21 protein-coding genes are annotated in these 21,193 nt (G+C 62.2%); 11 read left to right on the plus strand and 10 right to left on the minus strand.

Going from position 1 to position 21,193, the window contains the following annotated elements; translation table 11 throughout:
* Positions 1-166: 166 nt before the first annotated feature.
* The 3 genes from AABA34_RS04955 (at position 167) to AABA34_RS04965 (ending at position 6,217) form a co-directional block, all read left to right on the plus strand.
* Positions 167-2,497 (plus strand): beta strand repeat-containing protein, encoded by a 2,331-nt coding sequence (locus AABA34_RS04955; RefSeq protein WP_338304152.1) that lies wholly within the window; start codon positions 167-169, stop codon positions 2,495-2,497.
* A 229-nt stretch (positions 2,498-2,726) separates the two neighbouring features.
* The gene (locus AABA34_RS04960; protein WP_338304153.1) at positions 2,727-5,006 is read left to right on the plus strand and encodes a beta strand repeat-containing protein; all 2,280 of its coding nucleotides are present in this window, start codon (positions 2,727-2,729) and stop codon (positions 5,004-5,006) included.
* Between the two features lie 305 nt (positions 5,007-5,311).
* Complete coding sequence (locus tag AABA34_RS04965; protein WP_338304154.1) at positions 5,312-6,217, plus strand: OmpA family protein; 906 nt, start codon at positions 5,312-5,314, stop codon at positions 6,215-6,217.
* A 63-nt stretch (positions 6,218-6,280) separates the two neighbouring features.
* On the opposite strand, the gene AABA34_RS04970 is transcribed toward AABA34_RS04965, so the two are convergent.
* From AABA34_RS04970 to AABA34_RS05000, 7 genes are all read right to left on the minus strand, one after another.
* The gene (locus AABA34_RS04970) at positions 6,281-6,904 is read right to left on the minus strand and encodes a riboflavin synthase (protein ID WP_034951942.1); all 624 of its coding nucleotides are present in this window, start codon (positions 6,902-6,904) and stop codon (positions 6,281-6,283) included.
* Positions 6,905-6,915: 11 nt separating this feature from the next.
* The gene (gene ribD / locus AABA34_RS04975; protein ID WP_338304155.1) at positions 6,916-7,863 is read right to left on the minus strand and encodes a bifunctional diaminohydroxyphosphoribosylaminopyrimidine deaminase/5-amino-6-(5-phosphoribosylamino)uracil reductase RibD; all 948 of its coding nucleotides are present in this window, start codon (positions 7,861-7,863) and stop codon (positions 6,916-6,918) included.
* A 29-nt stretch (positions 7,864-7,892) separates the two neighbouring features.
* Positions 7,893-8,372 (minus strand): hypothetical protein, encoded by a 480-nt coding sequence (locus AABA34_RS04980; protein ID WP_034951948.1) that lies wholly within the window; start codon positions 8,370-8,372, stop codon positions 7,893-7,895.
* A 48-nt stretch (positions 8,373-8,420) separates the two neighbouring features.
* On the minus strand, positions 8,421-8,999 hold the full coding sequence (locus AABA34_RS04985; RefSeq protein ID WP_338304156.1) for a DUF4402 domain-containing protein: 579 nt from the start codon (positions 8,997-8,999) through the stop codon (positions 8,421-8,423).
* A 62-nt stretch (positions 9,000-9,061) separates the two neighbouring features.
* Positions 9,062-9,784, minus strand: coding sequence for a M48 family metallopeptidase (locus tag AABA34_RS04990; RefSeq protein WP_338304157.1), 723 nt, complete (start codon positions 9,782-9,784; stop codon positions 9,062-9,064).
* Positions 9,781-10,269, minus strand: a complete 489-nt coding sequence (locus AABA34_RS04995) for a YcgN family cysteine cluster protein (RefSeq protein WP_051699496.1) — start codon at positions 10,267-10,269, stop codon at positions 9,781-9,783. Before AABA34_RS04995 ends, AABA34_RS04990 begins: the two co-directional genes overlap by 4 nt.
* Positions 10,257-10,892 carry an SCO family protein gene (locus tag AABA34_RS05000; protein ID WP_338304158.1) on the minus strand — a complete coding sequence of 212 codons (636 nt, stop codon included), beginning with the start codon at positions 10,890-10,892 and terminating at the stop codon, positions 10,257-10,259. The genes AABA34_RS04995 and AABA34_RS05000 overlap by 13 nt, the downstream gene beginning before the upstream one ends.
* Positions 10,893-10,981: 89 nt before the next feature.
* On the opposite strand from AABA34_RS05000, the gene AABA34_RS05005 reads away from it, so the two are divergent.
* The 3 genes from AABA34_RS05005 to ssb all read left to right on the plus strand — a co-directional run bounded on the left by AABA34_RS05005 (position 10,982) and on the right by ssb (position 12,950).
* Positions 10,982-11,632, plus strand: a complete 651-nt coding sequence (locus AABA34_RS05005; RefSeq protein WP_338304159.1) for an ankyrin repeat domain-containing protein — start codon at positions 10,982-10,984, stop codon at positions 11,630-11,632.
* A gap of 1 nt (position 11,633) precedes the next feature.
* Positions 11,634-12,320: a COQ9 family protein gene (locus AABA34_RS05010; protein ID WP_338304160.1), complete on the plus strand. Its 687-nt coding sequence runs from the start codon at positions 11,634-11,636 to the stop codon at positions 12,318-12,320.
* Positions 12,321-12,425: 105 nt separating this feature from the next.
* Positions 12,426-12,950 (plus strand): single-stranded DNA-binding protein, encoded by a 525-nt coding sequence (ssb, locus tag AABA34_RS05015; RefSeq protein ID WP_034951960.1) that lies wholly within the window; start codon positions 12,426-12,428, stop codon positions 12,948-12,950.
* Positions 12,951-12,987: 37 nt separating this feature from the next.
* On the opposite strand, the gene AABA34_RS05020 is transcribed toward ssb, so the two are convergent.
* The 3 genes from AABA34_RS05020 to AABA34_RS05030 form a co-directional block, all read right to left on the minus strand.
* Positions 12,988-13,869, minus strand: coding sequence for an energy transducer TonB (locus AABA34_RS05020; protein WP_338304161.1), 882 nt, complete (start codon positions 13,867-13,869; stop codon positions 12,988-12,990).
* 95 nt (positions 13,870-13,964) lie between these two features.
* Positions 13,965-14,504 carry a YceD family protein gene (locus tag AABA34_RS05025; RefSeq protein ID WP_338304162.1) on the minus strand — a complete coding sequence of 180 codons (540 nt, stop codon included), beginning with the start codon at positions 14,502-14,504 and terminating at the stop codon, positions 13,965-13,967.
* Positions 14,501-15,028 carry a ubiquinol-cytochrome C chaperone family protein gene (locus tag AABA34_RS05030; RefSeq protein ID WP_338304163.1) on the minus strand — a complete coding sequence of 176 codons (528 nt, stop codon included), beginning with the start codon at positions 15,026-15,028 and terminating at the stop codon, positions 14,501-14,503. Before AABA34_RS05030 ends, AABA34_RS05025 begins: the two co-directional genes overlap by 4 nt.
* 261 nt (positions 15,029-15,289) lie before the next feature.
* Here AABA34_RS05030 and AABA34_RS05035 point away from each other — a divergent pair, with 261 nt between their 5' ends.
* The 5 genes from AABA34_RS05035 (at position 15,290) to AABA34_RS05055 (ending at position 21,184) form a co-directional block, all read left to right on the plus strand.
* Positions 15,290-15,784, plus strand: coding sequence for an outer membrane protein assembly factor BamE (locus AABA34_RS05035; protein WP_338304164.1), 495 nt, complete (start codon positions 15,290-15,292; stop codon positions 15,782-15,784).
* Between the two features lie 53 nt (positions 15,785-15,837).
* A complete protein-coding gene (gene hslV / locus AABA34_RS05040; RefSeq protein WP_338304165.1) occupies positions 15,838-16,398 on the plus strand; it encodes an ATP-dependent protease subunit HslV in 561 nt (186 codons plus the stop codon).
* 17 nt (positions 16,399-16,415) lie between these two features.
* Positions 16,416-17,717: an ATP-dependent protease ATPase subunit HslU gene (gene hslU, locus AABA34_RS05045; protein WP_338304166.1), complete on the plus strand. Its 1,302-nt coding sequence runs from the start codon at positions 16,416-16,418 to the stop codon at positions 17,715-17,717.
* 78 nt (positions 17,718-17,795) lie between these two features.
* Positions 17,796-18,194, plus strand: a complete 399-nt coding sequence (locus AABA34_RS05050) for an ACT domain-containing protein (RefSeq protein WP_338304167.1) — start codon at positions 17,796-17,798, stop codon at positions 18,192-18,194.
* Between the two features lie 110 nt (positions 18,195-18,304).
* Positions 18,305-21,184 (plus strand): M16 family metallopeptidase, encoded by a 2,880-nt coding sequence (locus tag AABA34_RS05055; RefSeq protein ID WP_338304168.1) that lies wholly within the window; start codon positions 18,305-18,307, stop codon positions 21,182-21,184.
* Positions 21,185-21,193 lie beyond the last annotated feature (9 nt).

Below are 21,193 nucleotides of genomic sequence, written 5' to 3' on the forward strand. Positions count from 1 at the left end.
TCCGATCATTCCGGGGGTAAGCTTGTCGCCTGTGAAATAAGTATATTCCCTTATGTCCGGCTAACAGGTAAGCCGCGTCATCTGAGGAGAAATTCGGGCCGTTTGTCGGACCGATGACGCAGCTGCCTTGCGGGCAATTTCCGGAGTGCAGCCAGGGGGAACATAGATGAAGAACACGATTTTTACCGGTGCATCGATTCTCGCGCTGGCAGTTGCCGCGCCTGCCGTTGCGCAGAACCAGAGCACGGTTACCCAGAACGGCAGCGACAGCAGCGTTTCGGTGACGCAGACCGGATCGGGCAATGATTCGACGGTCACGCAGGAAGCGGGTTCTTCGCTCAACGGCACCACCGTTACGCAGGACGGCACTGACGGCACCTCCGATGTGACGCAGGGCGGCACCAACAACTCGACGATTGTGGCTCAGGAAGGCTTTGATCTCGACGGCAGCCTTGCGACCAATTCCAGCACCGTCATCCAGGCCGGCGACCAGAACGAGATCGACGCGACCCAGATCGGCGACAACAACTCCTCCTTCATCGCGCAAAGCGGCACGCTGGCCGATGCAATCCTGGTAACCGGCGGCTCGGACAACTCATCGGGCATCACGCAGTCCGGCCTGTCGAACGTTGCGGACGTTTTCCAGGACGGTGACGGCAACTCGTCAACGGCAGTGCAATCGGGCACCAATGGCTCGATCGATGTCGATCAGGCGAGCGATGACAGCACCTCGATCGTGTCGCAGACGGGCGCCGATCAGGGCGCGATCGTATCGCAAACTGGAACCAACAACCGTTCCGAAGTCACGCAGAACAACGCCACCAACTCTGCCGACGTGCTTCAGGGCGATGCCGATAACACCTCGTTTGTGACGCAGAACGGTACCACCGGCACTGCAGATATCGACCAGACGGGCGGCGGCAACTTCTCCAACGCGATCCAGAACAGCAGCGACGGCTCTGCCACGGTGCTGCAGTCGGGTGATGACAACAACTCGATCACCGCGCAGTTCGGGCCGAACTCGACCGCCAACATCGAACAATCGGGCGACGGCAACCGTTCGGAAGCGACCCAGTTCGGTTCGGACAATGAAGCCGATGTGTCGCAGACCAGCGACGCCAACATCTCCTTCATCACGCAGTCGGGCACCAATGCCAACGCCGATGTCGAACAGATCGGTACGGACAGTGAATCGACCGTGAACCAGTCGGGCGACCAGAATCTGGCGACCGTGGTTCAGGAAGGGTTCGACCTCGACACCAGCGGGCTGACCAACACCAGCACCATTTCGCAATCGGGCACCGAACAGGAAGCCGAAGTCGAACAAGTCGGCGACAACAACGGGTCGACCGTGGTGCAGAGCGGCGCGGAAAACGGTGCATTCGTCCTGACGGCGGGTGTCGGCAACACCTCCGCCATCACGCAGTCGGGTTCGACCAATGTCACCAGTGTCGAACAGGACGGCGATAGCAACAGCTCGGTCGCGACCCAGTCCGGCTCCAATGGCGACATCAACGTGTTCCAGATCCTGTCCGGCAACCAGTCGTTCGCCACGCAAAGCGGCAACACCCAGACTGCCGATGTCGACCAGACCGGGTCGAACAACACCAGCACGGTGACGCAATCGACCAACAATTACACTGCCAACATCCTGCAGTCGGGCGATGGCAACACCTCGACCGCGATCCAACTGGATGCCGGTTCATTCGGAAATACTGGCAGCACGGTGAACACCACGCAGGCGGGCGATAACAACACCGCTTTCGTAAACCAGCGCAGCATCAACTCGACCAGCAACATCACGCAGGCGCTGGGCGGGAACAACAACACGGCGACCGTGCTTCAGGGCTCTGTCTCACGCCGCCAGTTGAGCAACATCACGCAGGAAGGCTCTTTCAACAGCGCGAACGTGCAGCAGGGCATCAACGCCAGCGGGCCGACCGATGACGACAATGTCAGCACCGTGACCCAGACCGGCGACGGAAACACCGGCACGGTGCGTCAGTTCCTGCGCAACGGGTTGAGCACGCTCACCCAAAGCGGTGACGGCAATACTGCTCTCACCGAACAGGGTGTGACGGGTGTCGGCAGCGGCTTTGGCCCGTTCACCGTGACAGTAATCCAATCGGGCGACGGCAACAGCTCGACCGCTTTCCAGCGTTCGATCAACAGCACCGTCTTTGTCGAGCAGATCGGTGACGGCAATGCGTCGACCATCACGCAGCAAGCGTACAATAGTGGTGGCGACGCCAACACCACGAATAGTGCCAGCGTCACGCAAAGCGGCGATCTGGGCGTGTCGGGCATCAGCCAGACGGGCAATTCCAACACCGCTTCGCTCGATCAGATTCTGGGCGGATCGGGGAACATCTCCGACATCATCCAGAACGGCAACAGCAACACCGCCGGTGTGTCTCAGGGCGGCATCGGCGATGTCTCCAACGTCAGCCAGGTCGGCACCGGCAACTCGATCACGGTGACGCAGAACGTCCCCTGATCGACTGTCGAATGGAAGCAGTATCCGGGGCGCGGGAGGCAACTTCCGCGCCCCATTGCTTGTGCGACTGTCCCAGGCTGAGACTCGCGCCCATACCCCGCATAAGTATATTTCCTTATGACCAGCTAACCTGTTAGTCTCGCAAAACGAATCGGGAGCGGTGCACTTCCGGTCAGGGTCGGTAGCTAACTATCGATAGGCCGCGCGTGGCGGGGCCGAGGGGGAAATCTTGAAGAACACAATCCTTGCAGGCGCGTCTATCCTAGCGCTTTCGATTGCGTCTCCGGCGCTGGCACAGAACCAGAGCACGGTGATCCAGAACGGCACTGACAGCAGCGTCACCGTCAACCAGGGCGGATCCGGCAATGATTCGACGGTCGAGCAGACGCTCGGTTCGGACTTCAACAGCGCGGTGGTGACGCAAGACGGCACCGACGGCCTCTCGACCATTACGCAAAGCGGCAATGGTACCGATGCGCTCAACCCCAATACGGTCGAAGTCAGCCAGTCCGGCGATGGCGCGGAAAGCGTCGTGACGCAGGAAGGCAATGCGAACCTGCGCGTCAGCGTCAGCCAGAACGGCGACAACTTCTCGCAAGTGGTACAGGACGGCGGCGGTTCGTTGTTTGCCGAAGTGATTCAGGATGGCGATCAGAACTCCAGCATCGTCACTCAGCAGGGCGGCGGTCTGCTAACCGGCAACCCAACCGATCTCGTCGATGGCGGTGTGATCCAGATCGGCGATCGCAACATTTCGACCGTCGTGCAGGGGCCGGGCGTCAACGCTTCGAAGCGCACCGCGAACGTCAGCCAGATCGGCGATGACAATATCTCCGCTGTGACGCAATCGGGATCAGTCGACGCCTCGACCACCACCGTACTGCAGTCGGGCGACGGGAATAGCTCGACTGCAAACCAGTCAGGCGACAACTCGACAGCCACGATCAACCAGACGAACAATTTCGGCCTTTCGATCTTCGATCAATCGGGCCCCAATTCGAGCCTGACGGTTAACCAGCAGGCGGAAGCGAACTTCTCGCAGATCCTGCAGTCAGCGGACACCGGAACGATTACCGTCACGCAGACGAGCGATTTCAGTGCTTCCTTCATCGATCAATCTGGCGACAACTCCACCGCGACGGTGACGCAGGGCGGGACATTCGGGCGTAACGCTTCCGAGATCATCAGCCAGACTGCGACCAACAGTTCGATCACGGTTGTTCAGGAAGGCGAGGATCTGTCCGCGCTGACCCCTTCGCCGACGAACTACAGTTTGATCAACCAGGGCGGCGACCAGCAAACCATCACCTCTTTTCAGGTGGGGGATGAGAACACCTCGTCCATCACCCAGAGCGGAAGCCTGAACAATGCCGACCTGATCCAGGCGGGCATCGGCAACGCTTCGACGATCACCCAGTCGAACACCAGCAATATTGCCGGCGTTGATCAGCAGGGCGACGGCAACGGCTCGTCACTCACCCAGAGCGGAACGAACGGCTTTGCCGACGTGACGCAGCTCAGCGACGACAGCAGCTCGACGGTGACCCAGCTAGGGGACAGCCAGCGCGTGACCTTGAGCCAGTCGGGTTCGGACAACAGCTTCACTTCGTTCCAGTCGGCGGATACCGCCGGGGCACAAGTCTTTGCCACGCAGAACGGCACTTTCCTCTCCTCGACCGTCAACCAGACCGGCCCCAACCCGAGCTTCCCGGGGCACCACGCGGGTGCGGCAATCAACCAGACCGGCGATTCGAACACGATCGAGATCGATCAGGAAGGCGGCTTTATCTGGTGGCGCTGGCAGGGCGAGCCGGGCCTAACCGATTTCAACGCACCCTTCGCGGGGGTTGACCAGTCCGGCTCTGACAACTTCGCCGACGTCGACCAGAACGGCAACTCGCTGCTCGCCAATGTGAACCAGTCGGGGAGCGGCAACGATCTGCTGATCAATCAGAGCGGTGACAACAACTACACCGACGGCTCGCAATCCGGGACCGACGGCACCGTCACGATCAACCAGTCCGGCAGCGATATCCGCGACCTTGCCTTTGCCGGGTTCAACCAGATCGGTGCCCGCAACCAACTGACGATCATCCAGAATGGCACGGGCAACGGGGACGCTACCGGCACCCCGTTTGTTCCGAATGCACAGACCAATCAGAACGGCGACGACAATGTCTCGAGCATCACCCAGTCGGGAGCTTCGGACATCGCCTTTGTCGACCAGATCGGCAATGCCAACTCCTCGACCGTCCTCCAGAACGCCGGAGGGCTCGACAACGAGGTGGACGTCAACCAGAACGGTTCGGACGGCATTTCTGAGATGACCCAGTCAGGCACCGACAACTTCGCCGAACTGTTCCAGAGCGGATCGCTCAACGAGAGCTATGTCATTCAGGACGGTCTCAACAACAGCGCATCGGTCAGCCAGGGCGGTGCGGGCGATGTCTCGACCGTGAACCAGGTCGGCACCGGCAACTCGATCACGGTGACGCAGAACGTTCCCTGATCGCCTGATCAGCTGAAAACGACAAAATCGGGGCGCGGGAGGCTGTTCTCGCGCCCCTTTTTGCGTCAGCGCGACTCGCTTCACCGTGTCCGCGCAACCGGCCATCCCTGCGCGCCATGCACCCCTATTGCCTGTTGCCCCCGGTCGCAGCAGGTCTTTCGGGGTCCGGTGAAGCGCGCGTGGAAGTCTGAATTTGGGCCTGTGTGCGCGTTAATCGGGGATCAAAGGGGGTTCGCTAAGGCTCTGCCACATTCCCGGCGAAAGCGACCGGGGAGCAGGGTCAAAAGGTCGCAAGGAGCATAATAATGACAACCCAATCAAACGCATGGGCGGCAGCACTGGGCGTGGCCGGCCTTGTCGCCGCCATTCCGGCCGCACCGCTGCTGGCACAGCAGATTTCGCCTGAACAGGCCGACGTTCTCACCACCGTTTACGCCCCGCAGCCGCCCGCGCTCGACACGCTGGCGCAGGGGCCGGACATCGAAGGCTTCATTTCCGACCGGGTCGGCAACCGCGTGCAGGTGACGATGGCCGACGGATCGAGCGTGATGGTCACGCTGACCGACGAAACCAGCATTCGCGCAAAGGGCGGATTCCTTGGGCTTGGCCGCGAAACGCTTGGCATTGCCTCGCTCTTGAATGGCCTGCCGGTTGAAGTGGAAACGCGCGAATGGGATCGCGGGCTGATCGCGGCGCGGGTGCGCTTTTCCGCCAGCGACTTGGAAACCGCAGAAATGATCCGCAGCGGCACCGCGGGCCGTTTCGCCCGCAACGAAGCCGCGATCGAGGAAAACTCCGCCGCGACGGAGGCCCTTCGCGGCCGGTTCGGCGATATCGACAAGTACAACGTCAAAGCGACGACCAACGTCTATTTCGACACCGGCAAATACAATTTGTCGCCGCGCGCCCGCAACGAATTGTGCGCTGCGGCTGCGCAAGCCGAGCAGATGGACAACGCCCTTTTGCTGGTGGTCGGCTACACCGATTCCACCGGTAGCCAGGAAGTGAACCAGCGCCTGAGCGAACAGCGCGCCGCAAGCGTGGTCAATTACCTGCAACAGCAATGCGGCTGGGCGCCTTACCGTATGCTGACCCCGACGGGCATGGCATCGGCCGACCCGGCGGCGGACAACATGACCGAATACGGCAAGGCGCAAAACCGCCGGGTCGCGGTGAACGTGCTGGTGTCGAAAAGCGTCGACGGTTTCTGATCCGTAGCGACAGGCTTAAACAAGGGGGCGGGCCGTCAGGCTCGCCCTTTTTCATGGGCGCGATCAGTTCGAGGCCGCGAGCCCCTGCATCCGCTTGAGATAGCGCGCGAGCACGTCGATCTCGAGATTGACCTCGTCGCCTTCGCTGAGATCGCCCAGCGTTGTCACCTGCGCAGTGTGCGGAATGATGTTGAGCATGAAGTCGCATGTCTTGTCAGGCCGGTCGCGCACATCGTTGACGGTCAGCGACACGCCATCGACGGTGATCGAGCCTTTTTCGGCGATGAACGGCGCCATGTCCGCACGGGTGCGGATCGCGATGCGCCAGCTGTCCCCGACCTGGGATGACTTCACCACCGCACCGACGGAATCGACATGGCCGGTGACGATGTGGCCGCCCAGTTCATCCCCGACGCGCAGGCTCGGCTCGATATTGATGCGCGCGCCTTCGGCCCACATGCCCTTGCGCGTGCGGCTGACGGTTTCACCGGATACATCGACATCGAACCACGCATCGCCCGCCGAACCGCCGCGCTCCACCACTGTCAGGCAGACGCCTGAACAGGCGATCGAGGCGCCAATGTCGATCCGTGCCGGATCAAGCGGGGCGGCAATGCGCAGGCGCAAATCCCCGCGCTGCTCTGCCTTGGTGATGGTGCCTATGGCGGTGACGATGCCGGTGAACATGGCTGCTCCTGTTAACGGGTTCGCAGATAGGCGCTGAAACTGTCGCTGCCAAGCTGGCGGGTCTCCGCCATTTCCCAGCGGCCGTGAGACTGTGAAAGATCGTCAAGTCCTATGCCGCCAACCGCGCGCAGCCCGTCCCCGATCAGGATCGGCGCACGGTAGATGTGCAGTTCGTCGACAAGGTCCGCCATCAGGAAGCTGGCGGCAGCGCCCGCTCCGCCTTCGACGTAGAGATACTGGACGCCATCGAGCGCCGCGATCTGATCGGGACGATTGATGACGCGGAAACCGTCGGGCGCGACACCGCGTGACAGCAGCACCTTGTCGGGACTCCGCGCTTCGAGGCCGGGCAGGCGAACATCGAGCCGGGGACGATCCGCCCGCCATGTTGCCCCGCCGACAAGGATCGCGTCATGCCGTGCGCGCTGGGCATGAACATGGGCGCGGGCAGTCTTTCCGGTGATCCACTGGCTCGTTCCGTCCGCCATCGCGATGCAGCCATCAAGGCTCATCGCCAGCTTCAGCGTGACGCGCGGGCGGCCCATTGCGGCGCGGGTGAGATAGCCGGAAAGGCTGCGGCGCGATGCCGCATCATTGAGGATCTCGACAGCGATCCCGGCCCGTTCGATCCGCCTTGCGCCTTGCCCGGCGGTACGCGGATCGGGATCGCTCTGGCCGATCACCACGCGGGAAGGGCGCGCCGCGATGACAACATCGGTGCAAGCCGGGCCGCGCGTGGATTCATGCGCGCATGGCTCCAGCGTGACATAGAGCGTCGCACCGCGTGCCGCTCCAGGGGCAAGCCCGGCCAGAGCGACCGCTTCGGCGTGGGGCCGTCCGCCTGCATTGGTCCAGCCGCGAGCAAGGACGCAGCCATCCTTTGCCAGCAATGCGCCGACGCCCGGATTGGGTCGACTGATCGGGCGTGCACGCGCGGCAAGGCGCGCGGCAGCGGCCATCCATTCGGCATCGGTGGGAGCTGAAGCGGCTATGACCCGGTGCTTTCCTGCGGGGGCGTCTCGCTCCCGACATTTTCGCCTGTACGCCCGAACATCGCGTCACGTCGCGCCTGCTCCGCCGCTTCTTCGGCAGCGCGGCGTTCGTTCGCCCGCCGTTCGATCTCGTCCACGTCCATGCCTGCGGCGGCGCCCAAGGCCTTGTAGAGTTCGCGCTTGCGCTGGGCGAGGTCGGCCTCCGCTGCCTCGCGCAACTCCTTCACTTCCTGATTTTCGATGTTTGAGGCGACGATTTCCTCATCGCTGCGATCGGGATCGAAAGTGGTGATGTAAGTGATCCGCGGGCGTTCGGGCGCCTTGTAGGATGTTTCCCCCGCCAACCAGTACAGGATCAACGCAAACGGTGCCATCGAGGCCAGCAGGATGGGCCAGCGATAGGGGTTTGGCTTCCGGAACTCTGCCCAGAAATCAAGTATGCCCGGCTTGGGATTGAAGCGCGATTTGGAAAGCATCACTGCAATATAGGGGCGCCCGCAGCATGAGGCGAGTCGCTTGTTGGTTCAGGGGTATTCGACGCTGATCGGAATGCGACCGCGCAAATTCCCGCTCGCCTTTGTTTCGGCGTCGATCACCAGCGTGCCAGAGAAGCGGAACTGGATCTGGCCGTCGGCGTCGAGCGTGGGAAACCCTTCGAGGTCGGTGACGAAATCTCGGAGCGTCGCATTGCCACCGGACGGATCGCGCATGGCGATTTCTCCGGGGAGGGCGACGACAATCTGTTCGAATGGCGCACCGGTGATCGTTGCCCGTCCCGTGACTGGCATTCCGCCGAGATCGTCAATGTCGCCGGTTGGATATTTCTGTCCGGTATCAAGATCGAGCACGACCTGCCCGGCGCCACTTCCCAGCAGCACGAGCCGCCCGAAATCGACATCGCTTTCGATCGTGATGGTCAACCGCTGGCAGTTTCGGTTCTTGTTGCCGTTGCCATTGCCGTTCTGATTGCCATTGCCGCGGCAACCGGGCGGGAGGTCGCAATTGGGACAATTGCCTTGCGCGCGCAGCGGCGCTCCCGCTCCGGCAAGGCCGGTCAGAACAAGGCCAAAGGCGGCCAACGCAAAGGCGAGCGCCCTAAACATGGGGTGGAAATTAACCGAACAGGGTTAACGAAAGGCTACGTGTTTGGCCGAGGCGCCACGCACTACCCGAAGCTGGTGTAGAGCGACCGGCCATTATCCTTCAGCCAGCGGTCTGCCTTGCGGATGTTGTCGTCGTAAATCTCTTCCAGCAATGCGTGGAAGGCCGGGCTGTGATCGAAATGGACAAGATGGGTCACTTCATGCGCGACCACTGAACGCCGCACGAAATCCGGAGCCTGCACCAGCCGCCAGTTGAGCCGTATGCGCGACTTGTCCGAACAACTGCCCCAGCGCCGCTGCGCCCGCGACAGCGCGACCGGCACCCGATCAAGCGCGGCGGCGGCGGTGTAATCGTGCATGTCGGCTTCAAACAGAGCCAGCGCCTCCTTCTCCAGCCAGCGTTGCAGCCGTGTCGCAATCCCGTTTGCGGGGCCGCCAAGGCGCACGACATCGGCGGTGATCTGCGGACGGCGCGGGGCCTTCTGCTCCCATGCAATCTGCAGCTTGTTCCCGCGATAGAGGATGTCGCCACCCGGACGGGGCGCTTCGCGCCGGGGAACCTTGCCATGCTGCGCTTCGAGCCATTCGCGGCGGGCATGGGCAAAGGCGATGGCTTCCTGCGCGCGCGCCCATGCCGGCAGAGTGATGCGCACCTCACTGCCATCGGGCGCCATGCGCAAGGTCAGCCGCCGCGCGCTGTGGTGGCGGCGCAAGGCAATCGGCAGCGTCACCCCGTTGAGGTCGATCTGCGGCTCCATCGTCGAACGCTTGAGCCAGTCGATCATTCGGCTGCATCCTCGATCCGGAAGCCCGCCTTTGCCGCGCGGCGCGGTGGGCTCCATTCGACGATATGGTGTTCAAGCGGCCCGGCGTCGGTTTCGCTGATTACCCGCCCGGCTACCGAAACCCCTGCGCGCACCACGTCTTCGCGATCTCCGCTGATGAGGTAATGCCAGTGATGCAGCGGCCGCCCTTCGGCCCGAAGCCGATAGGCGCAAGTGGTGGGCAGCCACGGCACATCGTCGATGATCGCGAGCGTCAGGCGCAGGCAATCGGGCACGAAGGCCTTGCGGTTGCGATAATCGCTGCATTGCGCGGTGCTGCAATCGAGCAGCTTGCATGCGACATTGGTGTCCGCGATCTCGCCGGTATCAGCGTCCTCGATCTTGTGCAGGCAGCAGCGCCCGCAGCCATCGCACAGCGCCTCCCATTCGGGGCGGGTCAGCTCCGCCAGCGGGAGCTCCCAGAATGCGGGCCTCAGCGTACCCATCGTTCCAACTCGGCCGCGACGCCTTCGGCCTGCTTGTCCGTCGGAATAATCCCAAGCGGCGAACCGTCCGGCGCGAACAGGTATGTGAGCGTGGTGTGCTGCATGTTGTACCAGCCGGTTTCGTCAGGCGGCAGCTTGGTGGCAGAGCCGCCGAAAGCAGCGACAACCGCCGCAATCTCCTCTTCCGATCCGGTCAGCCCGATCAGGCGGGGGTGAAACGCGTTCACGAACTGGTCGAGCGCTTCGATGGTGTCGCGCGCGGGATCGATCGAGACGAAAATCGGCTGCACTTTTCCGGCAAGGTCGGGATGGGCTTCCTCAAACCGGGACAGGCCCATGGTGAACCGCTGCACATCGGTGGGGCAGATGTCCGGGCAGGATGTGAAGCCGAAATAGATCAGGCGATACTGGCCGTCGAAATCCGACCATTTCACCTTCTCACCCTTGTTCGAAGTCAGCTCGAACTCGCCGCCGATGGTCGATCCGCGAAGGTCAACCCCGTCAGCCGACGGGCCGTAGGCTTCCTCACTGGCAGGCAATTCGCCGCATGCCGACAGCGCAAGGGCAGCGCCAAGCCCCGCAGAAAAGGCGATGGCGCGGGAAAACTTGGAAAGAATGTTCATGGTCTGCTAATTGCCTCGCAGCGAGAAAACCCCATCTGGGGCACTCAGAAAAATTTTGGCAGGAAATGCGAAAGGTTCAAACCGTGCAGATGGCTGTTTTGCGCAAGTTAGGGTCCAAATCGGCAAAGGCCAAGAGCATCGCCGGTGCAATGCTCGCAAGCCTGCTTGCCGTAAGCGCGCTCTCGCCTGCCGCAGCGCAACTTTATTCGCAAGGGTATGAATTCCTTGAAGCGGTGAAGGAACGCGATGGCGATACCGTCACCGAAATGCTGAACGAGCCGGGCTCGCAGGTGATCAACACCCGCGATATCACCACCGGCGACACCGGATTGCATGTCGTCACCGCCCGCCGGGATACGACCTGGGTGAAGTTCCTGCTGCAACGCGGGGCCAATCCCAACATCCGCAACAATCAGGGCATCACTCCGCTGCAACTGGCGACGCGCCTCGGTTTTGTCGAAGGGGCGGAGGAGTTGATCAAGAAGGGTGCGGACGTCAGCGTTGCTGACAGCCAGGGCGAAACCCCGCTGATTTCTGCGGTGCACCAACGCAATGTCGAACTGATCCGCCGCCTGCTGGCGCAAGGCGCGGACCCTGATCGCAACGACAATTCGGGCCGCTCGGCGCGCGTCTACATGGAGCTGATGAACGGCAACACGCTGATGAAGCGCGAATTCGAAGCTGCCGATGCCGAACGCAAGGATCGGGGAACCCCGCAGCAGTATGGACCGTCTTTCTGACATGAACACCGAAACACCCGATTTCGCCGACATGACGCTGGACGAGCTGCGCGTGGAGCTGGCTCCGGATATCGCCGCTTCCGCCATTTTCGACGGCTGGAACGAAACCGCGCTGGTCGCCGCTGCCGAAATGGCGGGTGCTGATGTCGATATCGCGAGGCTTGCCTTCCCCAAGAAGCCGGGAACCGGTCAGGCGATGGACATGATCGAGGCGTGGATCACCTCGGTCGATCAGGCGATGGAGGCTGAATGGCCGCAGGATCGCCTTGCCGAAATGAAGATTCGCGAGCGCATTCGCGCGCTTGTTGCCTTCCGGCTGGAAGCGGTCGAGCATATTGACGAGGCTGTGCGCCGTGCGATGGCGATCATGGCCATGCCGCAGAATGCGCCGCGCGCACTGCAACTGGGCTGGCGTTCGGCCGACATCATGTGGCGGCTCGCAGGCGACACCGCGACCGATTACAACCACTATACCAAGCGCGCGATCCTCGCCGGGATTTACTCGGCGACGCTGGCTTACTTCGTCAACGACGACAGCGAGGGCAAGGCGAAGACCTATGAGTTCCTCGATCGCCGGATTGACGGGGTGATGCGGTTCGAAACCTTCAAGCACAAGCTGACCAGGCGTGATGTCGAACTGCCCAGCCTGACGCGGTTTCTGGGCCGATTGCGCTATCCGAGTAGGTAGTTACCACCATTTCGGGGGTGGAAAACGGTCGGGGCGGGTCGCGTCCTAGCCGTTGCTGTCCTATGAACCTTCCAAGAATCGCATACTGACGGGAAGGATATTTCGATGGCGGGTTCGCTCAACAAGGTCATGCTGATCGGCAATCTCGGGGCGGACCCCGAAGTGCGCACGTTTCAGAACGGCGGCAAGGTCTGCAACCTGCGCGTCGCCACGACCGAGACGTGGAAAGATCGCAACTCGGGTGAGCGGCAGGAACGCACCGAATGGCACACCGTCGCGATCTTCAACGAAGGTCTGGCAGGCGTCGCCGAACGCTATCTGAAGAAAGGCAGCAAGGTCTATATCGAAGGCCAGTTGCAAACCCGCAAATGGCAGGACCAGAACGGCAATGACCGGTATTCGACCGAAGTCGTCCTGCGCGGCCCTAACTCGGTGATGACCATGCTCGACAGCGCCGGAGGCGGCGGTGGCGGCATGGGTGGCGGCGGTGGCCGTTCGGGTGGCGGCTACGGCGGCGGCGGTGGTGCCGGTGGCGCTGGCGGCGGTTCGGGCGGTGGCTGGAACCAGGGTGGCGGCAGCGGCAGCTCGGGCGGCGGCTACGACGATCTGGACGACGATATCCCGTTTTGATCCGAGGACCGTCGCCGTCTGCTTCAAATGGTCGCGATCATTGCCTGATCTGATAGATGATTGACGTGGCGTAGAAGGAGCGGAACGGCTGACCGTTCGCATCGAGCGCGGGGGAGAATTCGGCGTCTTCCATTTCAGCGCAGGCGGGTGATTCCAGCTTCTCTGTCGTGGTGGCTCCGTTGATCTCGCACCGCTCGACCTTGCCGTCGGTCCCAACGATCACCCGCATTCGAAGGATCGCCTGCTCTCCCCGCATCAGTGCGCTGCGGGGATATTCGCTGGCGATGCGCCGCGCCACGGCGTTTTCGTTCAACCATTCCGGCATGCGCGATGCGCCGAGATGCTGATCCACATCCAGCCCCCAAAAGCGCACCATGTCTTGCGTACAAGTGTTGAGCACCTTGAACGCCTCTCCCAGCGACCCTGTGGCAAATCGGACTTCGTTGCCGCGCTGGCTGACCGAGACAAACTCGATCCGTTCGGCCAAACCGATATCAAGCTGCGGCAAGCCGTCCTGTTCGGACTCAAAACTGTCGGTGCCGTGTTCAACGTGGACATTCGAATAGATCACCGCATTGCCGACAGTTTCCACTTCGCCGGTGAATGGTTCGGTCCGCATGCTTTCCTGCCCTTCGTAGAATGACAGATCGGTTCGGCTCCGGCTCCGGAAGTGCTTGAGCGCAGGCCCGGCGACCGTCAGCCCCGCCCGTGCGTTGGGATAATGCTGCTCGAAGAACAGCAGGTGCTGGTTATCCGTGCCGCCGAACATGGCGGCAAGCCTGCACTTGTCCCGAGCAAAATCGACATTCCACTGCGAACTGCGCTCCAGAGTGACGGGTTCGCGCGCGATGGCGGGAGCCGATGCACTGGCAAAGACAGCGGCAAGAGCCACGATGCGAACCGGGCTGAGCGAGATCATAAAGCAAACCTTTGGATTTTCTGCGACGATCTTCAGCTTGCCGTTCGTAGGGGCAGGGATCAAGTCCCGCACCCAGAAAACTCAGGCTTTCAGCGTCAGCTTTTCTTCAGCGCCGCCAGCGCCGCAGCCAACGGCCCTTCCTGCTCGCCTTCCTGCACGATCCCTGCGGCCTTGCGCGCGGCGTCGGCGTTGGGGCCTTCCGCATAAGGATCGATGGAGAGGCCAAGCGATTGCGCCACCGCCTCTCCCAGATCGAACATGTCGCCCGAATATTCGATCTCGTCGCAATCATCGGCTTCGAGCTCGATTTCGATTTCCTCGTCATCCGGAGCGGGCAGCCCCGTCTCCTCGACGAAGCGCAGGTCGATCGGCTCTTCGATATTGGCCGGGAAATCCTCGCCCGAGATCGCGCAGGCCTGCCGGATCGCGGCTTTGAGCGTCCCGGTCGCCCGGATCGCCTTTCCGCGCTGTTCAAGGTCGATCTCCGCCCGCAGCGAATCAATGCCGGGCAGGCCGAACCTGCGGGCCAGTGCCGCGCGTTCGCCCGCATCGGCTTCGACCACTACGGCATCGCCGGGCAGCCCCTTGACCTTGATCGGGCGCGAAAGTTCGGAAGTGGGCTGGGGCGTGGTCACCAGATGCCGCTCGCTTTCAGGATTTGCTGATCGTCGAACGTCGCCAGCCGCTGCGAAAGCGCCATCAGCTTGTCGGCGACGCATCCGGCGGAAACCGCTTCGTCGGCGCCATCGGAAAAGGTGACGTTGCGCGTGACTGCGGCGACCAGTTTTTCCCTGTCCCCTTCCACCAGCGCGCTGCGATAGGCGCCCAGCCTTCCGCCGAGTACGCTCATCAGCTTGCCAATGCGTTTACCAACCACCACGTCGTTGACGCCGAATTCGCGCAATTGGCCGTCCATATCCTCGACGAACAGTTCCGCTAGCAGGGCGCTTTCGGCGCGCATTTCCGACGCTTCCACCCGCACCATCATCACGCACAGTACCGCGGTGATCAGGTCGAAACGCCCGCCCACCGTGTCGGAAACATTGCAATCGCTATAGAACGACGGCTCACGCGCGAGCTCCACCACCCGGTGCCACAAGGGGCGCACCGCCTCGCGCGGGTCGGGGCCTGTGCCGAGCAATTTGGAAAGGAAGGACATCAGCGGTTCTCTTTTCAAGCAATTGTGGAGCGAATGGCTGGGCGGTGGCAAGCCCTTATCCAATGCCAGTGAAACCGCCGGACAAGCGGATGTATCCCGGTCGGGCCTTGGATATTCAGCGGCAATTAACCAGCCTGACCCCAGCTGGATCGCTCAGCGACGTTGCAAGGCATGACGCTTCGCCTTAAGGCCTTGCGCAGATCGGATATAGGCCGCGCCGCTGGTGCGGCAAGATATTGCAAGACGGGAATTGACTGGCACATGCGTTTGAACCTTTCGGCAAACAACAGCCTCCTGCAAAACCGGATCGTCAGGGCGGCACTGCTGGGTACTGCGGTGCTGGCGCTTGGCGCGTGTTCGTCGATCCGCGAATCGCGCGGATTCATCAACGATCCGATCCTGACCCGTTCGGTCCAGCCGGGGATCGACAATCGCCAGTCGGTGGAAGGGACGCTCGGGCGGCCAACCTTCTCAAGCCAATATGGCGAGCCGGTGTGGTATTACATTGCCAGCGAAACCGGTCGCCGCCCCTTCGTGCGTCCGCGCATCCAGCGTCATTCGGTGCTTGCGGTACGGTTTGACGGGCAGGGCAATGTCGCCTCGGTCGATCGCACCGGCATTGATGAGGTCGTCTATCTGCGACCCGATGCAGACAAGACCCCGGTTCTGGGACGTGAGCGGGGCTTCCTCGAAGACCTGTTCGGAAACATCGGTCAGGTCGGCGGTGTCGGCCCTGCGGGCGCCGGCGGCCCTTAAGTCGTAAGCCCGTTTGTCTTGACCCGTGCAGCGCAAGGCCCATATCGCGGGGCATGACAGACACGCATTCCAGCCATGGCCTGGTCCAGTGGCACGGCACCACCATCATCGGTGTGAAGCGCGGTGACAAAACCGTTGTTGCAGGCGATGGGCAGGTTTCCATGGGCAATACGGTGATGAAGCCGAACGCCCGAAAAGTCCGCCGTATCGGAGAAGGCGAAAAGGTCGTCGCCGGATTTGCCGGAGCGACTGCCGATGCCTTTACCCTGTTCGAACGGCTGGAACGCAAGCTGGAGCAGCATTCGGGCCAGCTGATGCGCGCCGCTGTCGAACTGGCCAAGGACTGGCGCACCGACAAGTATCTGCGCAATCTCGAAGCGTTGATGATCGTTGCCGACAAGGAAACGCTGCTGGTGCTGACCGGCAATGGCGACGTGCTGGAACCTGAAGGCGGCATCGCGGCAATCGGTTCGGGCGGGAATTACGCGCTTGCCGCGGCACGGGCGCTTTCCGATTACGAGGACGATGCCGAAGCGATCGCGCGCAAGGCGATGGCGGTGGCCGCCGATATCTGCGTCTTTACCAATGGCAATCTGACGGTCGAAACCGTCTGACCGGTCTCAGGGAAACCATGACAGACAACCTTACTCCCAAGGCAATCGTTGCCGCGCTTGACGAACACATCATTGGTCAGAAGGATGCCAAGCGCGCCGTGGCCGTGGCCTTGCGTAACCGCTGGCGGCGGCAGAAACTTGGGCCAGAGCTCAAGAACGAGGTCACGCCCAAGAACATCCTGATGATCGGGCCGACGGGCTGCGGCAAGACGGAGATCAGCCGCCGCCTCGCGAAGCTGGCCGAAGCGCCTTTCGTCAAGGTCGAGGCAACCAAGTTCACCGAAGTCGGATATGTCGGCCGCGATGTCGAACAGATCGCTCGCGATCTGGTTGAAGAAGCGATCCGGCTCGAGAAGGAGCGCCGCCGCGAAAACGTGCGCGAGGCCGCTTCCGAAGCTGCAATGGACCGGCTGCTCAACGCGCTGGTCGGCGAAAGCGCATCCGAAGCCACGCGCCAGAGTTTCCGCGAGCGCATCGTCCAGAACGCGATGAACGATGTCGAAGTCGAAATCGACGTTGCCGAAACCCCGAACATGCCGTTCGACGTGGGCAATATGGGCGGCAACATGCAGATGATCGACCTCAGCGACATGATGGGCAAGGCTTTCGGCCGCAAGCCCACCAAGAAGCGCAAGCTGCGCGTGCCCGAGGCGTGGGACAAGCTGGTTGACGAAGAGGCCGACAAGCGTCTGGACGACGAGGATGTCGCGCGCGTTGCCTTGCAAAACGCCGAAACCAACGGAATCGTGTTTCTTGACGAGATCGACAAGATCGCCGTCAGCGACGTGCGCGGCGGATCGGTCAGCCGCGAAGGGGTTCAGCGTGACTTGCTGCCCCTGATCGAAGGTACCACGGTTTCGACCAAATACGGCCCGATGAAGACCGACCACGTGCTGTTCATCGCCAGCGGTGCGTTTCATGTGGCCAAGCCATCCGACATGCTCCCCGAATTGCAGGGCCGGCTGCCCATCCGGGTGGAACTGCGCGCGCTGACGCAGGCCGATTTCGTCCGCATCCTGTCCGAAACCAGAGCCAATCTGGTGGAACAATACCGTGCGTTGCTGGGCACGGAGAAGGTCGAACTCGACATCACGCAGGACGCCATCGAGGAGGTGGCCAGCATCGCCGCACGGGTCAATGAAAGCGTCGAAAACATCGGTGCGCGTCGCTTGCAAACCGTGATGGAAAAGCTGCTTGAGGAAATCAGCTTCGAAGCGGAAGACTACGAAGGCGAGACCGTCACAATCGATGCCGCCTATGTGCGTGAGCGCCTAGGCGATCTGGCAGGCAATACGGATCTTTCGAAGTACATTTTGTGATCTTGCGATTTTTTGTCGCTGATTTGCAATTGATGCTGCCCGCCCGAGTGTATGCCCCGCCCAGAAACTAGGGATTCAATGATGACTCCGGGCAGTGTGACTGAACTCAAGGCTTTGCTGATCGGCATGAAGCCTGCGCTGTGCGAACGCATCTGGGCGTTTCATGCGCTTTCCGAAAAAGGCTTGATTCCCGACACCGCCTTCGCCGTGATCCGTGAGGACGAGGGACTGTGCGCCATCCTTCCCGCACCCGCCGCACCGGCAGACGCGTCGCAATTCGCCCGGATCACACTTCAGGTGCACTCCGATCTCGAAGCGGTCGGCCTGACAGCGGCGGTTGCTACCGCGCTGGCAACATCGGGGATCGCTTGCAACGTCATTGCCGGTTTGCGTCACGATCACTTGTTCGTCCCATGGGACCGGCGCGAGGAAGCGCTGAAGCTGCTCGAAAAGCTGAGCCTCGACGCGCGTCGATAAATCTTTGCATTTCACAGTTTGACCGGCCGCTTGACGGTTGAAACGCGCCTTGGCCCGCGCTCTAAAGGGGGCCTGTCGCAACAAACATCCAGTCAACGGGGCCAACCATCATGATCCGCACCCTTCTGCTTGCCAGCGCGGCTGCCGCCAGCATTGCCACCGCCGTGCCTGCCTTTGCCGACGCGCATAACGATGCTGCGCAGGCGGACGCGCCGACGCTGACCGCGCCCAAGATCGACTACACCATGTGGACGTTGGAAAACGGGCTGCGCGTCATCGCGATCCAGGACGACACCACCAGCACCGTCACGACTTCGCTGTGGTACGATATCGGGTCAAAGCTTGATCCCGAAGGGCGCAGCGGATTTGCGCACCTGTTCGAACATATCCTCAGCCGCAAGACCGAGAACATGCCCTACAACATGATCTACGGGCTGACCGCGGATATCGGCGGCACACGCAACGCATCGAACTGGATCGATCGCACCAATTACTACGAACAGGTCCCGGCGGCCTATCTCGAAACCATGCTCTGGACCCACCGTGAGCGGATGGCGAATGTCGTTGTCGACGATGAAGTGTTCGAAACCGAACGCGGGGTGGTGAAAGAGGAACTGCGCCAGCGCGTCCTCGCGCCGCCCTATGGCCGGTTGCAGCGTTTCGTGATCCCCGAAAATGCCTATGACACCATGCCGCATCGCCGCCCCGGCATCGGTAGTATCGAGGATCTCGACAGTGCGACGCTCGACGATGCCCGCGCCTTTTACGAAGCCTATTACGGGCCCGATACCGCCACGCTGATCGTGGCCGGCAATTTCCAGATGGAAGAATTGCGCGCGCTGGTCGATCGCTATTTTGCCGACATCTCGCCGCGTGCCAATCCGGTCGATCTTGCGCTGGAGAATAGCGAGCCGCAGCCGTCCGGGCCGCGCACCGTCAACGCCACCGCTCCCAATGTCCCGCTGCCCGTGATCGGCGGCGTTTGGAAAGGGCCGCCGACAACGCACCCCGATGCCGCCGCGCTCGAAGTGCTGAGCGCAATTCTCGACAGCGGCGAAAACAGCAGGCTCAACAATTCGCTGGTTCGCAGCGGGCAGGCGGTGCAGGCATTCGGCGGTGCGTCGATGTTCCGCGAAGCCGGCCAGATCAACGTCTTCGCCATCGTGCGCGGAGCGGACCAGATGGCAACGGCGGGCGCAACGCTTGATGCCGAACTCGAGCGCCTGCGGACCGAGCCCGTTACTCCTGCCGAATTGGCAGAGGCCAAGAACGAGATCATTGCCAGCACGCTGCGCCGCCGGGAAACCGCGCGGGGGCGGGCGTTCGAACTGGGCGAGGCGCTTGTGTCGAGCGGCGATCCCGATTTCGCCGACAAGCGGCTGGCCGAAATCGGCGAAGTCACCGCTGACGACGTGCTTCGCGTTGCGGCCAAATATCTCGATCCGAGCACCCGCATCACAGTGACCTACACTTCTGGCGAGGACGATCCGGCGAGCTATGCCAACCCGACCCCGATGCCCGAATATCGGACTTTGCCCCCGGCGGTGGGCGAAATCCGGCAGGTCAAACCCGAAGGCGAGCGTCAGGCGCCTCCGGGCCCCGGCGAAGCACCCGAAGTGACAGCCCCGGAAATCGTAGAAGCGACGCTGAGCAATGGGATCCCCGTTGTCGCAGTGCAGACGGGGAATGTGCCGATCGCAACGATTTCGATGCTGGTACCCGGCGGCAGCAAGACCGATCCTCGCGAAAAGGCCGGGATCGCTCAACTCGCCGCGTCGCTGGCTGACAAGGGCATCAACGGCATGGATGCCGAAGCGATTGCGGCGCGTTTCGAAAGTCTGGGTGCCAGCTTCGGCGGAGGCGCGGGCAGTGATGGCACCAGCTTCAGTCTGACTGCACCGGTCGCCAATCTCGATGCAGCAGGCGCGCTGGCGTCCAGCATCATCAAGGGTGCGATCTATCCTGATGACGAATTCGAGCGCGAGCGTGGTCGTGCCGTCGATGGCCTGCGTGTCCAGATGGGTGAACCCGGCGGGCTGTCGAGCTTTGTCGCGCGCGTGGCGATGTATGGCGATGCGCCATACGGTTCGCAGCCCGGCGGAACGACCGAAAGCCTGTCGGCCATCACTCGTGACGATCTGTTGCTGCACCGCCAGCGTTACTTCCACCCGTCGCGGATGAAGATTGTCGTATCCGGCGGAATATCGCCCGAACAGGCAGTTGCCACCGCAGAGGCGATGTTCGGCGATTGGGCAACCGACATGAGCCCCGGCCCTGTCCCTGCGCAGGCTGCGGGTGATGAGCAACCGGTGCGCACCATTGTGATCGATATGCCTGATGCCGGTCAGGCTGCGGTGGTCGCGGCAGTGCGCGCGCCATCGCGCCAGTCGGAGGATTACTTCCCGCTCGAATTGGCCAACAGCGTGCTGGGCGGCGGATCGAGCGGACGCCTCTTCGAGGAAATCCGTACCAAGCGTTCGCTTTCCTACGGTGCCTATTCGGGTTTTGCCGACCGGGCCGACGCGTCGCTTCTGACGGCGAGCGCGCAGACCAAGAACGAGACAGCAGACGAAGTCGCGCAGATATTCCTGAACGAATTCGGGCGGCTCGGATCGGAGGCGCTCGATGAAGACCTGCTTGAGCGCCGGCGGCTGTTCCTTAGCGGCGGCTATGCCCGTTCGCTGGAGACCAGCGGGGGCTTCAACGGGATTGTATCCACCCTGTTGCAACAGGGGCTGACCCCGGACGAAGCGGCGCGTTATGCCGAACGGCTGGCGGCAGTGGATGCCGATGCGGCAACGGCAGCGGCGCAGACCTATGTCGATCCGGCCAAGGCGACGCTCGTCATCGTGGGCGATGCCTCGCAGTTCCTCGACGACCTGAAGGCGGTGCGCGACAATATCGAGGTGATCCCGGCGGACCGGCTCGATCTTGCATCGGCAGAGCTGCTCAAGGCTGTAGAGACAGCGGAAGGTGCCACCGGCGAATGATAGGCGTGC

Source organism: Erythrobacter sp. Dej080120_24 (assembly GCF_036322605.1).
GTDB classification, from domain to species: Bacteria; Pseudomonadota; Alphaproteobacteria; order Sphingomonadales; family Sphingomonadaceae; genus Erythrobacter; species Erythrobacter aurantius.

Coding starts and splice junctions, on each gene's coding strand:
- AABA34_RS04985 (WP_338304156.1), bottom strand. CDS start 8,999: ATGTTTAGGGCGCTCGCCTTTGCGTTGGCCGCCTTTGGCCTTGTTCTG.
- AABA34_RS05035 (WP_338304164.1), top strand. CDS start 15,290: ATGCGTTTGAACCTTTCGGCAAACAACAGCCTCCTGCAAAACCGGATC.
- AABA34_RS05010 (WP_338304160.1), top strand. CDS start 11,634: ATGAACACCGAAACACCCGATTTCGCCGACATGACGCTGGACGAGCTG.
- AABA34_RS05020 (WP_338304161.1), bottom strand. CDS start 13,869: ATGATCTCGCTCAGCCCGGTTCGCATCGTGGCTCTTGCCGCTGTCTTT.
- ssb (WP_034951960.1), top strand. CDS start 12,426: ATGGCGGGTTCGCTCAACAAGGTCATGCTGATCGGCAATCTCGGGGCG.
- AABA34_RS04965 (WP_338304154.1), top strand. CDS start 5,312: ATGACAACCCAATCAAACGCATGGGCGGCAGCACTGGGCGTGGCCGGC.
- AABA34_RS04990 (WP_338304157.1), bottom strand. CDS start 9,784: ATGATCGACTGGCTCAAGCGTTCGACGATGGAGCCGCAGATCGACCTC.
- ribD (WP_338304155.1), bottom strand. CDS start 7,863: ATGGCCGCTGCCGCGCGCCTTGCCGCGCGTGCACGCCCGATCAGTCGA.
- AABA34_RS05055 (WP_338304168.1), top strand. CDS start 18,305: ATGATCCGCACCCTTCTGCTTGCCAGCGCGGCTGCCGCCAGCATTGCC.
- AABA34_RS04995 (WP_051699496.1), bottom strand. CDS start 10,269: ATGGGTACGCTGAGGCCCGCATTCTGGGAGCTCCCGCTGGCGGAGCTG.
- AABA34_RS05005 (WP_338304159.1), top strand. CDS start 10,982: ATGGCTGTTTTGCGCAAGTTAGGGTCCAAATCGGCAAAGGCCAAGAGC.
- AABA34_RS05000 (WP_338304158.1), bottom strand. CDS start 10,892: ATGAACATTCTTTCCAAGTTTTCCCGCGCCATCGCCTTTTCTGCGGGG.
- AABA34_RS04980 (WP_034951948.1), bottom strand. CDS start 8,372: ATGCTTTCCAAATCGCGCTTCAATCCCAAGCCGGGCATACTTGATTTC.
- hslU (WP_338304166.1), top strand. CDS start 16,416: ATGACAGACAACCTTACTCCCAAGGCAATCGTTGCCGCGCTTGACGAA.
- AABA34_RS04955 (WP_338304152.1), top strand. CDS start 167: ATGAAGAACACGATTTTTACCGGTGCATCGATTCTCGCGCTGGCAGTT.
- AABA34_RS05030 (WP_338304163.1), bottom strand. CDS start 15,028: ATGTCCTTCCTTTCCAAATTGCTCGGCACAGGCCCCGACCCGCGCGAG.
- AABA34_RS04970 (WP_034951942.1), bottom strand. CDS start 6,904: ATGTTCACCGGCATCGTCACCGCCATAGGCACCATCACCAAGGCAGAG.
- AABA34_RS05050 (WP_338304167.1), top strand. CDS start 17,796: ATGATGACTCCGGGCAGTGTGACTGAACTCAAGGCTTTGCTGATCGGC.
- hslV (WP_338304165.1), top strand. CDS start 15,838: ATGACAGACACGCATTCCAGCCATGGCCTGGTCCAGTGGCACGGCACC.